General features: G+C 30.0%; 13 protein-coding genes and 4 tRNA genes. 9 read left to right on the forward strand and 8 right to left on the reverse strand.

Going from position 1 to position 11,910, the window contains the following annotated elements; translation table 11 throughout:
• Nucleotides 1–30: 30 nt before the first annotated feature.
• Complete coding sequence (locus ABNT14_RS02590) at nucleotides 31–1,050, reverse strand: alkaline phosphatase D family protein (RefSeq protein WP_159459532.1); 1,020 nt, start codon at nucleotides 1,048–1,050, stop codon at nucleotides 31–33.
• A 78-nt stretch (nucleotides 1,051–1,128) separates the two neighbouring features.
• Here ABNT14_RS02590 and ABNT14_RS02595 point away from each other — a divergent pair, with 78 nt between their 5' ends.
• The 6 genes from ABNT14_RS02595 (at nucleotide 1,129) to ABNT14_RS02620 (ending at nucleotide 6,184) form a co-directional block, all read left to right on the forward strand.
• The gene (locus ABNT14_RS02595; protein ID WP_101902648.1) at nucleotides 1,129–2,157 is read left to right on the forward strand and encodes a DHH family phosphoesterase; all 1,029 of its coding nucleotides are present in this window, start codon (nucleotides 1,129–1,131) and stop codon (nucleotides 2,155–2,157) included.
• Nucleotides 2,147–2,671, forward strand: coding sequence for a gliding motility-associated peptidyl-prolyl isomerase GldI (gldI, locus tag ABNT14_RS02600; protein WP_101902647.1), 525 nt, complete (start codon nucleotides 2,147–2,149; stop codon nucleotides 2,669–2,671). Before ABNT14_RS02595 ends, gldI begins: the two co-directional genes overlap by 11 nt.
• A gap of 13 nt (nucleotides 2,672–2,684) precedes the next feature.
• On the forward strand, nucleotides 2,685–3,413 hold the full coding sequence (locus tag ABNT14_RS02605; protein ID WP_101902646.1) for an FKBP-type peptidyl-prolyl cis-trans isomerase: 729 nt from the start codon (nucleotides 2,685–2,687) through the stop codon (nucleotides 3,411–3,413).
• A gap of 90 nt (nucleotides 3,414–3,503) precedes the next feature.
• Complete coding sequence (locus tag ABNT14_RS02610) at nucleotides 3,504–4,550, forward strand: peptidylprolyl isomerase (protein WP_101902645.1); 1,047 nt, start codon at nucleotides 3,504–3,506, stop codon at nucleotides 4,548–4,550.
• A 12-nt stretch (nucleotides 4,551–4,562) separates the two neighbouring features.
• Nucleotides 4,563–5,126: a phosphatase PAP2 family protein gene (locus ABNT14_RS02615; protein WP_101902644.1), complete on the forward strand. Its 564-nt coding sequence runs from the start codon at nucleotides 4,563–4,565 to the stop codon at nucleotides 5,124–5,126.
• A 167-nt stretch (nucleotides 5,127–5,293) separates the two neighbouring features.
• Nucleotides 5,294–6,184: a hypothetical protein gene (locus ABNT14_RS02620; RefSeq protein ID WP_101902643.1), complete on the forward strand. Its 891-nt coding sequence runs from the start codon at nucleotides 5,294–5,296 to the stop codon at nucleotides 6,182–6,184.
• A 76-nt stretch (nucleotides 6,185–6,260) separates the two neighbouring features.
• Here the strand turns inward: ABNT14_RS02620 and ABNT14_RS02625 are convergent, their stop codons facing one another.
• From ABNT14_RS02625 to ABNT14_RS02635, 3 genes are all read right to left on the reverse strand, one after another.
• Nucleotides 6,261–6,686 (reverse strand): DUF2147 domain-containing protein, encoded by a 426-nt coding sequence (locus tag ABNT14_RS02625; RefSeq protein ID WP_172505116.1) that lies wholly within the window; start codon nucleotides 6,684–6,686, stop codon nucleotides 6,261–6,263.
• Nucleotides 6,687–6,769: 83 nt separating this feature from the next.
• The gene (locus tag ABNT14_RS02630) at nucleotides 6,770–7,297 is read right to left on the reverse strand and encodes a KdsC family phosphatase (RefSeq protein WP_101902642.1); all 528 of its coding nucleotides are present in this window, start codon (nucleotides 7,295–7,297) and stop codon (nucleotides 6,770–6,772) included.
• A gap of 10 nt (nucleotides 7,298–7,307) precedes the next feature.
• Nucleotides 7,308–8,057 carry a Rossmann-like and DUF2520 domain-containing protein gene (locus ABNT14_RS02635; RefSeq protein WP_101902641.1) on the reverse strand — a complete coding sequence of 250 codons (750 nt, stop codon included), beginning with the start codon at nucleotides 8,055–8,057 and terminating at the stop codon, nucleotides 7,308–7,310.
• 137 nt (nucleotides 8,058–8,194) lie between these two features.
• Between ABNT14_RS02635 and bshB1 the strand changes: the two genes are divergently transcribed.
• Nucleotides 8,195–8,911, forward strand: a complete 717-nt coding sequence (gene bshB1 / locus ABNT14_RS02640) for a bacillithiol biosynthesis deacetylase BshB1 (protein ID WP_101902640.1) — start codon at nucleotides 8,195–8,197, stop codon at nucleotides 8,909–8,911.
• Nucleotides 8,912–8,976: 65 nt separating this feature from the next.
• A tRNA-His gene (locus ABNT14_RS02645) sits at nucleotides 8,977–9,052 on the forward strand.
• Between the two features lie 103 nt (nucleotides 9,053–9,155).
• On the opposite strand, the gene ABNT14_RS02650 is transcribed toward ABNT14_RS02645, so the two are convergent.
• Nucleotides 9,156–10,058 (reverse strand): lysophospholipid acyltransferase family protein, encoded by a 903-nt coding sequence (locus ABNT14_RS02650; protein ID WP_101902639.1) that lies wholly within the window; start codon nucleotides 10,056–10,058, stop codon nucleotides 9,156–9,158.
• A 92-nt stretch (nucleotides 10,059–10,150) separates the two neighbouring features.
• Between ABNT14_RS02650 and ABNT14_RS02655 the strand changes: the two genes are divergently transcribed.
• Nucleotides 10,151–10,795 carry a rhomboid family intramembrane serine protease gene (locus tag ABNT14_RS02655; protein WP_101902638.1) on the forward strand — a complete coding sequence of 215 codons (645 nt, stop codon included), beginning with the start codon at nucleotides 10,151–10,153 and terminating at the stop codon, nucleotides 10,793–10,795.
• Between the two features lie 412 nt (nucleotides 10,796–11,207).
• On the opposite strand, the gene ABNT14_RS02660 is transcribed toward ABNT14_RS02655, so the two are convergent.
• The 3 genes from ABNT14_RS02660 to ABNT14_RS02670 all read right to left on the reverse strand — a co-directional run bounded on the left by ABNT14_RS02660 (nucleotide 11,208) and on the right by ABNT14_RS02670 (nucleotide 11,512).
• A tRNA-Gly gene (locus ABNT14_RS02660) sits at nucleotides 11,208–11,280 on the reverse strand.
• A 43-nt stretch (nucleotides 11,281–11,323) separates the two neighbouring features.
• Nucleotides 11,324–11,396, reverse strand: a tRNA-Gly gene (locus ABNT14_RS02665).
• A gap of 43 nt (nucleotides 11,397–11,439) precedes the next feature.
• Nucleotides 11,440–11,512, reverse strand: a tRNA-Gly gene (locus ABNT14_RS02670).
• Nucleotides 11,513–11,910 lie beyond the last annotated feature (398 nt).

Genomic DNA, 11,910 nt, shown 5'->3' on the forward strand with positions numbered 1-11,910 from the left:
AAAAATACACTTTTTAATCTTATTAAAAAATTAAGGATATACTTGGTTGATTTCTTGTAATATAACCTTATTTTTACCCCGCATTTGAAAGGTTACTTTGTTTGAAATAAAATCAAAAAACAATACGCCATAACTTAATTTACTTGTAACATTACCAATTCGATATTTGTTTTTTTCTGATGAAAAAGATGTGTAAGAATGTGTTAAACCGCTTGATGTAAAATCGATAATAGGATACGGAATATTATTTATAGTTGCTTTTGAAAACTCTGAAATATGCCTGTCACCAGAAAGAAAAATTACATTTTTTGCTTTTGAAGTTTCAATTAATTTAAAAAAATTAGTCATTTCATTTGGAAAATTACTCCATTTTTCAAAACGATGTTCACTTGACAGTACTTGAATACTACTTACAATAACCGTAAAGTTTGCCGTAGAATTTGTTAATTCTTTTGCGAGCCATTTCCATTGATTAAGCCCTAAAATACTTCCTTTTCTTTTGTTTGATAGCTGTTTTTTTTTACGACTAAATTTTATTGGGTTACTTCTAAAGTAACGGGTATCTAAGGTAATTATTTTTACAGTATTATTTTTGATTTTAAAAGTTTTTGAATGATAAATTCCTGCTTGTTTTCTTCTAGGAGAGTTTTTAGGAATGTTTAAAAAATCTAAAAATAATTGTTGACTTTCTTCTTTTTTTCGATAATGAGTTCCTCCATCATTTTTACCATAATCATGGTCATCCCAAGTAGCTAAAATAGGTGTGTTTTTTATTAGCCTTTGATACGAAGTATCTCTTTTTTGTTGCTGATAAAATTTTTCCATTTTTTTCATATTATTAGTATTGGCATAAATATTGTCGCCTCCCCAAACCCAAACATCGGGTTTTAAAGCAATAATATCTTCCCAAAAAGGATTTTCTTTTCTCTGATTATCGCAAGAACCAAAGGCTAGGGTGAATTTATCTTGACTATAACAATTGGCAATAAAAGTGTTTATAAAAGCAATTAAAAGCAAGAATAAAGTAATAGGATATTTAGTATAAACCATGAAGATTATTTTTAAGCAAAACAACAAAAATAAAAGCATAAAAGATTAATAAATCATTAATTTGTATATTTGCGAAATATGATTTTAAAACACTTTACACAGCTTCAAGAATTTTTATCAATCCCTAGAAATATTGTTATTATAGGACATAGAAATCCTGATGGAGATGCCGTTGGTTCAACCTTAGGTTTGAAGCATTATTTAGATAAAAAAGGACACACCGCTCAGGTGGTAATGCCTAATGAATATCCTGATTTTTTACACTGGATTCCTGGTTCTGAAACGGTATATCGTTTTGACCGCCAAAACAAGCAAAGCCATCGTGCTTTAGTTGCTTCGGAATTAATTTTTTTATTAGATTTTAATGCGCTTCACCGAGTTGGTGGCGATATGCAAAATACGCTAGAAAAGTACGAAAATAATTTTGCGTTAATAGATCATCATCAGCAACCTGATGATTTTGAATATATGTATTCAGATGTTTCGATGTCGTCAACTTGTCAAATGGTGTATAATTTTATTGAAATGATGGGCGATGTTGCTTTAATTGATAAAAATATTGCGACATGTTTATATACTGGAATTATGACCGATACTGGTTCGTTCCGTTTTAGATCAACCACAAGTAAAACGCATAGAATTATTGCCGATTTAATTGATAAAGGAGCCGAAAATGATAAAATTCATAGCAATGTGCTTGATGCAAATTCATACAGTCGCTTACTTTTATTAGGGCAAGCGTTGAGTAATATGAAATTATTGCCTGAGTATAAAACAGCTTTTATTACTTTATCCGAAGAAGAAAAGAAAAAATTTAATTACGAAAAAGGCGATACCGAAGGCGTTGTAAATTACGCACTTTCGTTAAAAGGAATTGTATTTGCTGCTATTTTTATTGAAGATAAAGAGCAAGGTATTATTAAAATGTCGCTTCGTAGTAAAGGAGATTTTTCAGTAAATCAGTTTGCTAGAAATCATTTTAATGGTGGTGGGCACGATAATGCTGCTGGTGGAAAAAGTGATTTTTCGATGCAAGATACTATTGCTACTTTTACTGCGTTATTACCTGAGTATAAAACAGCTTTAGAAAGGTCTTATGAAGTATAATTTTATTTTTTTTATCCTGATTATTTTAACAGTAGTTTCTTGTAAAGAGCCACAAGCCAGACATCCTAAAAAACAAGGAACTGTTAATTTTTATAAAGAAGTAGTTAAGAAAAATAAAAAATTAAATGCTTTAGAGAAAAAACGTTTAGAAAATTGGATATCTAAAGACTCTACGCATACTTATAAAGCTTCTAAAAATGGTTTTTGGTATCGATATGTAGTTAAAGATACTGTAAGCACAGTACTAGCAAAATCAACAAACACGGTGTTGTTATCGTATGATATTTCCGATATAAACGGTAATGTAATTTACCAAAAGCAAGAACGAACTTATAAGGTAGATCAGCAAGATTTTATTCCTGCATTACAAGACGGAATAAAGTTGATGAAAAAGGGAGAAATTATTACATTTGTAATTCCATCATATAGGGCTTTTGGCGTTATTGGCGATGGAAAAAAAATAATGGTTAATCAACCTATACAAAGTACCGTAACATTAATCGAAATTAAATAACAAATAAATAAAAATGAAATTAATTAAAATTTTAGCAGCAACAGTTGTAACTTTATCAGTTGTATCGTGTGGTAATAGTGAGTTTAAAACCAAAAAGTCGTTAGCTACAGAGGTAGATTCTGTAAGTTATAGTATTGGTTTAGATATGGCAAATAAAATTAAAACGAATTTTAAAGAATTAGATCAAGATTTATTTGTTCAAGGGTTTAAAAACGGAATGGACTCAACCAATTTGTTAGTAGAGTCTAAAGATATCAATAATATTTTAAGGTCATTTTTTCAGAAAAAACAAGAAGAGAAAATGAAAGAGCAACAAGAAGCTCAGACTAAAAAAGCAATGACTGAATTTGGAGACTATAAAAAAGAAGGTGAAAAGTTTTTAGCTGAAAATAAAACAAAACCAGGAGTAAAGACAACTGCTACAGGTTTACAATATGTTGTTTTAAAACAAGGAAAAGGTGATGCACCAAAAGTAAGTTCACGTGTGAAAGTTCATTATCACGGAACATTAACTGATGGAACTGTTTTTGATAGTTCTGTTGATAGAGGAGAACCAACAGAATTTGGAGTTGGTCAAGTAATTAAAGGATGGACAGAAGGTTTACAGTTAATGAATCCAGGAGCAAAATATAAGTTTTTTATTCCACAAGATTTAGGATACGGAGCAACACCAAGACCAGGTGGTAAAATTAAACCTTTTGCAACTTTAATTTTTGAAGTAGAGTTACTAGAAGTAAAGTAATTGTAATATATAAATATCTGTAAATCAATTAGGTTAGTACTCGTTGCTAACCTAATTGATTGTTTATAAGCATATCTAAAATAATAAAAAATGAAAATATATAAAATTTTAATAGTCGTAATAGTGTTGTTTTCTGCTTGTAAATCAGTTAAATATCCTGATTTAGAAAATGGATTGTATGCTGATATACAAACAAATCGTGGTGATATTTTAATAAAATTACACGAAAAAAAAGTGCCAATGACCGTTGCTAATTTTGTGTCGTTAGCAGAAGGTAATCATCCTAAAATAGCCGATTCATTAAAAGGAAAACCATATTACGATAACACTAAATTTCACAGAGTAATTAAAGATTTTATGGTACAAGGAGGTGATATTACAGGTACAGGTCGTGGAAATGCAGGATATAAATTTGCAGATGAATTTCCAATGGATGAAAAAGGAAAATTACTTTATAAGCACAATACTCCTGGAGTTTTGTCGATGGCAAATTCAGGAAAAGCAACTAATTCTAGTCAGTTTTTTATCACCCATAAAGAAACGCCTTGGCTAGACGGTAAACATTCTATTTTTGGTAAAGTATTACAAGGACAAAATATCGTAGATACTATTCAACAAAATGATTTTATTAATCATTTAGAAATTATCAGAATAGGTAAAGATGCTAAAAAATTTAAAGCAGCTACTGTTTTTGAACATGAGTTAACCAACGTAGCAAAAAAAGAAGCTGAACGTAAAAAAGTATTAGCCGAGTTAAAACGTAAATTTCAAGAAAAAAAAGGAATTAATAACGCTGTTAAAACAAATTCTGGCTTAAAAATAGCAACCATAAAAAAAGGGACAGGCAAAAAAGTAAATCCAGCTATTTCAACAACGGTTCATTACACGTTGTTTTTAACTGATGGAACAAAAATAGATTCAAGTGTAGGTAAAACAAAGCCATTTACCTTTACGCTTAACGATGTAAATATGCCTTTAATAGCAGGATGGAAAGAAGGGGTACAAACTATGCAAGAAGGTGATAAATCAGTATTTTTTATTCCTTATTATTTAGGATATGGCGAAAATTCTTTAGGGCCAATTCCTGCAAAATCTGATTTAATTTTTGAAATTGAAGTATTAAAAGTAGGAAAATAACAACGTAATTTTATGGAAGATATCATACAAAAAGACCAAGCACTTTTAATCTATTTAAATAATCTAGGAAGTGAGCAATGGGATTGGCTTTGGTTAGGAATTACCAATCAGTTTAATTGGATCCCTTTATTTGCATATTTAATATTTTTAATTTTTAAACACCTCGGTTGGAAAAAAACACTATTTACATTAGTATTCATAGCTATTTTAATTACTTTTTCAGATCAGTTAACAAACGCAATTAGACTTGTTTTTGAACGCTTGCGCCCTAATAGAAATCCATTAATACAAAATTCATTAAGAAGATTAATAAATCCAGGGAATTTTAGTTTTGTATCAGGTCATGCAACCACTTCTACAGTTGTTACTGTTTTTTTAATTATACTTTTAAAAAAACACGTACCTTCTATAAAATATTTGGTGTTTTTTCCATTAGTTTTTGCTTATAGTAGGTTATATTTAGGTGTTCATTTTCCTATTGATATATTTTGTGGTTTTATAAATGGATTAATAATAGGCTTTTTGTCAGCTAAATTACATCAGTTTTTATCGGCTAAAATATTTAGAGAATTATAAGAGATTAAAAAGACGATTAGCTATATTTTTATGCAATAAAAAATATTAGCTAAATAACCCGAAAATTAGTAATTTTGTAGGTTTTAAAAAAACGAGTTATAAGGGTGTTTTTTGTTACGAAATTCAGCCTTAAAAACAAGTACGGTTATTGTAGTAAAAAAATATATATGGAAATGATAACAGCACATGATTTTGAACTAAATTTTGAATTGAAAGGTGTTAAAAATCCAGCAAAAATATTTGATAATTTGTCAGGCTTTTATGATAAATTATTGGTTTTAGACAGGCATATTGTTTATAATATTTCTGTAGAAGCTAAAGTTGAATACGATTTAGTCGATATTCAATATGAAGCTATTAATACAAAAATTAAGCAAGTTTTAATTAATACTCCAGGAGATTACTTAAAAAATGGTGTAAAACCAACCGCTTGGTTAGCTGATTTATTGGTTCACATAAAGTACAAAACTTTAAAAGCAATTGAGCTACAACAAATATCTTCTAAAAAAGGGTTAGACAAATTAACCAACGAAATAAATAGGAAAATAAAAAAGGAAACACCCAGCCATTTATTATTTTTTTCGGTAAACAATTATTACATTTTAAATACCGTTAAAGAAATTAGCCTACAAACAAGTAAGTTAAAGAGGGGTGAGTATTTTTGTTTTAAAAGCGGAAAAAATAAAGCGAAATTAACCAATAAAAGCTTTGTTGATGTTCCTAAAATTTTAAGTGAACTAGGCGATGCAAGCATAGCACAAGAAAGGGTAGAGGTTTTAAAAATAAATACAATGGATTTATTGTCGGATAATTCTTATTGGAAACTACAAAGAGAAGGTGCTCCTATTGACGTTAAAATTACAGATGAAGCTTGGCTAGAGGAATATCATAATCGAAAATTTGTAATTCAGCCAAATGATTATTTGAAATTTAATTTAAAAATAATTCATACCAGCTCATCAAATAAACCACGAGTTAGTTATCAGGCAACAAAAATAATTTCGGTAATTCCGCCAAGCCATATCGAAAATCATGGACAATTAGAAATTCCGTATTAATAAAAAATGCTAACAAACTTTAAGTTTGTTAGCATTTTTTTATCAAAAAATATTAAAATAAAGTGTAAAATTAACCTTATTTTTTTCGATACCAATACGCAGTTCTACCAAAAACAGCAAAACCGATATAGCCTCTAATCTTTAATTTATCGGCATTTTCAAGCTCGATATAACATTTGTATTCTTTTCCATTTTTAGGATCAACAATAGTTCCACCGCTCCATTCATTGCCATCTTTTTTTAAGCCTGTTAAAATATTCATGCCTAAAATAGGCGTGTTTTTACGATTTCCGCTACATTTATCGCAAACTGCTTTTTGTTTGTCTTTATTGGTTATTTCAATAATTTTAGCAAATGCTTTTCCATCTTTTTCATAGACTTTAATTACAGAATCTACGGTATTGGTTTTTTCATTGCGGTTTTCCCATTCGCCAAAAATAGACTGTGCATTAATTGTTGTTGCTACTAACAGTAATAAGATGCTTAAAAATAATTTTCTCATGTTTGTTGGGTTGTATTAATAATTAATTAAAAATAACTTCAAAAATTGCTCCAATAATAATAGTACCGCTACAATAACGAAGGTTAATCGTACTGAGCATCAAAATTTTCAGCCCATTTTCCTTGCACTCTTAATACCTGTTCTAAAACATCGCGGGCACAACCTTCGCCACCATTTTTATCAGAAATATATTTAGATACTTGCTGAATTTCTCTAACAGCATCATTTGGGCAACAAGGCATACCTACTAATTTCATCACCGGATAATCAGGAATATCATCACCCATATATAACACATTTTCAGGGTTTAAATTGTACTTGCTGATAATTTCATTAAACTGCTTAATTTTATCGTGAGCACCTAAATAAATATCTTCAATTCCTAAATTCGCTAAACGAGTACGCACGCCTTCATTTTTACCACCAGAAATAATACACACTCTAAAACCTGATTTTACTGCGGCTTTCAGGGCATATCCATCTTTAATATTCATTTGACGCACTAATTCACCATTCGGAAAAACCGTTACAATTCCGTTGGTTAGTACACCGTCTACATCAAAAATAAACGTATTTATTTGTGGCAATATTTCTTTATAACTTTTTTCCATTTCGTTGGATTTATGTTGTTTTTTGGATTTGTTTTGTAATAAGTTGATAAATTTCTTGTTGTTCTTTATCGAGTAGTTCTAAATGATTTTGAATGGTTTTTTTATCGTTTCTTTTAGCAGGGCCTGTTTGGGCTTCTGTAGGCGATAATTCTTGAATTTTTTTAGCTGTTTCTTCAATTAAAGGATGTAAAATTTCAAAAGGAACACGGTGTTCTTTACAAATATCATCGCCAATTTTATACAAATGATTGGTAAAATTATTTACAAAAACAGCGGCTACGTGCAAGGTTTTTCGCTGCTGAGAGCTAATCGGATATATTTTTTTTCCAATCGATTTTGCTACACTTTCTAAGAGCTTAAAATCATCGTTATTTTGCGCCTCTAAGCAAAATGGTATTTCATCAAAATTAATTTTTTTATCCTTAGAAAAACTTTGCAATAAATAAAAAACACCTTTTCTCCCGTTATTTTGTAACGAATTTAAAGAAACACTTCCTGAGGTATGAACAATTAAGCTATTTTTCTTGTTTATTTTTGATGAAACCGCTGAAATAGCATCATCAGAAACCGCTATAATATAAAGGTCAGCAGCTGCTAATAAATTTAAGTTATCAGTAATAGCAACTTGTTTTTTTAAATGGCTGATTTGCTGAATATTTCTAGCATACATTTGCACCAAAGAAATTTCCTTTGTTTTACAAAAAGCATTGGCTAAATGCAGGGCAACATTTCCACCTCCGATAATGACAATTCTAATCATGGGCACGAAGATATTGAATTTATATGATAGTGATTTGGCTATTTTAAAAAAGCGAATTATAAAATAACGACAATCTATAACTCATTACTGCCGATTTTGTAAATTAGCCTATCAAAATAAATATTAAAATAAAGAAGATGAAATTAGATATATTAGCTTTTGGAGCACATCCAGATGATGTAGAGTTAGGTTGTGGGGCTACTATTGCCAAAGAAATCGCTTCGGGTAAAAAAGTAGGTATTGTAGATTTAACTAGGGGAGAGCTAGGAACACGTGGTTCTGCGGAGTTACGTGATATAGAAGCCGAAAATGCCGCTGCTATTTTGGGGGTTTCAGTACGTGAAAATTTAGGTTTTGCCGATGGATTTTTTAAAAATGATAAAGAACATCAATTAGCGGTTATAAAAATGCTTCGAAAATACCAACCCGATATTGTTTTATGTAATGCTGTTGATGACCGTCATATTGATCATCCAAAAGGAAGCGATTTAGTATCGAACGCTTGTTTTTTAAGCGGATTATTAAAGATTGAAACAATATTAAATGGCGAGGTTCAAGAAAAGTGGCGACCAAAATTAGTTTATCATTATATACAGTGGAAAAATATTGACCCAGATGTTGTAGTTGATGTAACAGGTTTTATGGATAAAAAGGAAAAATCGGTCTTAGCATACGCTTCTCAATTTTTTGATCCGAACAGTAAGGAGCCTGAAACACCTATTACCAGTAAAAATTTTACCGATAGTATAAATTATAGAGCAAAAGATTTAGGAAGGTTAATTAATGTTGATTTTGCAGAAGGCTTTACCTCAGAGCGTTACGTAGCAGTGAGAAAAATAAGTGAATTAATTTAAAAAAAACTTTAAAAAAAGTTTGGTAGAACAGTAAAAGAGTTATATATTTGCACTCGCAATTAAATGGTGGTTGTAGCTCAGTTGGTTAGAGTATCGGTTTGTGGTACCGAGGGTCGCGGGTTCGAATCCCGTCTTCCACCCAAAAATTAAATCCTTCTTTTTTAAGAAGGATTTTTTTGTGCGTAAAATTTAGATATAAAAAAACAAGGCTTTTTAAACCTTGTCTTTATATTGTATTAAAAACTTATTTTTTTTTAATTTCTAACCATTCATCATATTTATCTTTATGCTTAAAGCGTTTGTGCGACCATAAATAAAAATCGGGCTGTGCTTTGATATTTTTTTCTGTCAATGCTAAAAATTTATCGGTAATCTGATAATTTTCAAAATCAGTTGGTGTGTCTGTAATTAATTCGAAAGATGTTTCAAAATACCCTCTTTTAATTTTAGTAACATTCATATTAATAACAACTAAATTATATTTTTTAGCTAAAACTTCAGCTCCGGTATGTACAGGGATTTTTTTATTTAAAAAAGTAGCCCAATACCTAGCTCTTGCTAATTGAGGGGATTGGTCACTTAATAAAATGTATAAACTTTGAATACCTTTTGCCTGTCTTTCATTAATTTTTTTATTAAATAATCTTGTTGGCACACCATCAAAACCGTATTTGGTTCTTGAGCTTTTAATTACCTTTTCAAAATAAGGGTTTTGCAGTTTGGTGTATGCGCCATAACAACTAATATTTAAGTATTGTGGCAATGCAAAAGCCCATTCCCAATTTGCCTGATGCGCACCTGTTAAAACAATACTTCGCCCTTGTTTGGCATATTTGTTTATTAAATCGGCATTTAGGTATTTGTAGCGTTTGTTTATTTCTTTTTTACTAATAGAAAACGACTTAATACTCTCAAAAATAATATCAACAAAATGACTGATAAACTTTTTTGTTAATTGGGTGATTTCTGCTTCATTTTTATTGGGAAAAGCAGTTTTTATATTGGTTTCAACTATTTTTTTTCGATATCCTATAATATAGTACAATATCACGAAAAAGAAATCAGAAAAAACATACAAAATACGCATTGGTAATCTTGAAAATATCCAAATAAAAGGATATACAAGTGCGAAACTTAAAAACTTCATAGATTAAATTTTAAAAATGCAAATATCGTATTTAATTATCAATCATTTACTTTATAAACTTTTGATTATTTTTGTGGTTCTAAACGAAAAATATGAGTCAAAGTATTTTACTATTAATAGCGGCAAACGTGTTGGTTTCCTATAAAGGATTTAACGATATTACTTTTTTTAATCGCTATAAATTTCAAATTCAACAAATTGTAAATGGAGATAAAATCAGAATGTTAACCTCGGGTTTTTTACATGTCGATTGGATGCACTTAGGGTTTAATATGTACGCTTTATATCTTTTTGGAAAAACAGTTTTGGGTAATTTTTCAACGCCTTATTTCTTGTTTATTTATTTTGGAAGTTTGTTTGCGGGAAGCTTATATTCGTTATATCAACATAAAAACGACTATTATTATAGCGCTGTTGGAGCATCTGGTGCGGTGTCGGGAATTGTTTTTTCGGCAATTATCTTGTATCCTGATATGACTCTAATAATGTTTCCTATTCCACTTCCTTTACCTGGCTATGTTTTCGGAATAGGGTATTTATTATACTCAATTTACGGTATGAAAAACCAGGCAGATAATGTTGGTCATTCGGCGCATTTAGGCGGTGCTATTGGTGGTTATTTACTTACTTTATTGTTAAAACCGACTGTTATTTCGAATAATCCTTTAATGATTGGAGTTGTCGGTGCAATTATTGTTGGTTTGTTTTTATTTGGAGATAAACTAAAGGTTAAATAATTTTATTACAGGTGTGTCTTTTTTGAAGCAGTTTCCCGCTTTCCGCACTCGCTTTTTTTTGAAGAAAAATCAAAAAAAGAGCTCAAACAATTGCTACAATCGGGGCTAGGCATTTGTGTTAAAAAGTAAAAATAGAACTTCAAACAACATTTAGAACTCTTGCCTAAAAACCAAAATAGAATAAAATTACGCTGTCATTTCGAGTGATTTTTCTTTTAAAAAATATATCGAGAACACTCGAATGATTAAAATTATTAAAAAAAGCTAAAAAATGTGATTAATGAGGGTTTAGTTTAACAGATTAGATTTTCTATAAAAGGTGATTTTTTAAAAAAAATTAGAAGTTTACAAGAACAAAATCTGAATCTAACTAAAAGCATAAAAAAAGCCGAAACAGATGTTTCGGCTTTTGAGCGAAAGACCAGGTTCGAACTGGCGACATTCAGCTTGGAAGGCTGACGCTCTACCAACTGAGCTACTTTCGCATTGGTAAATAAAGATTTTAGAGTCTATCTTTTAAAGACTATGAGCGAAAGACCAGGTTCGAACTGGCGACATTCAGCTTGGAAGGCTGACGCTCTACCAACTGAGCTACTTTCGCATTGGTAAATAAAGATTTTAAAGTCTATCTTCTAAAGACTATGAGCGAAAGACCAGGTTCGAACTGGCGACATTCAGCTTGGAAGGCTGACGCTCTACCAACTGAGCTACTTTCGCATTGGTAAAGTTATTGCAATTTCTTGCAAGCTTTGAATTATTTTTTTGAAAAAAACATATCTCTAAGCGGTTGCAAATATATAACAGTTTATAGAAGCTACAAAATATTTGTCTATATTTTTTTTGTTTTTTTTTTATTTAAATGTAATATTCATAAAATGAGCGTGGTAAGTTTTTAAAAAAATTATAGAACAAATTTTTAAAATTATTTTATCACTTTTACTCTGAATCAAGTAAAGTAATTCATCGAATAAAATACTTGATGAATACTTAGTTTGAGGTATTAGGATAAAAAAATGGCATTTTTTACTAGCTATGTGACTTTTTTAGAAATAACGTGTCTACAGGTTAATGTTTATTTATGTAAGAGTTTAAACAATTTAATATTTAATTAGTAA

This window comes from Tenacibaculum dicentrarchi, from assembly GCF_964036635.1.
GTDB lineage: Bacteria > Bacteroidota > Bacteroidia > Flavobacteriales > Flavobacteriaceae > Polaribacter > Polaribacter dicentrarchi.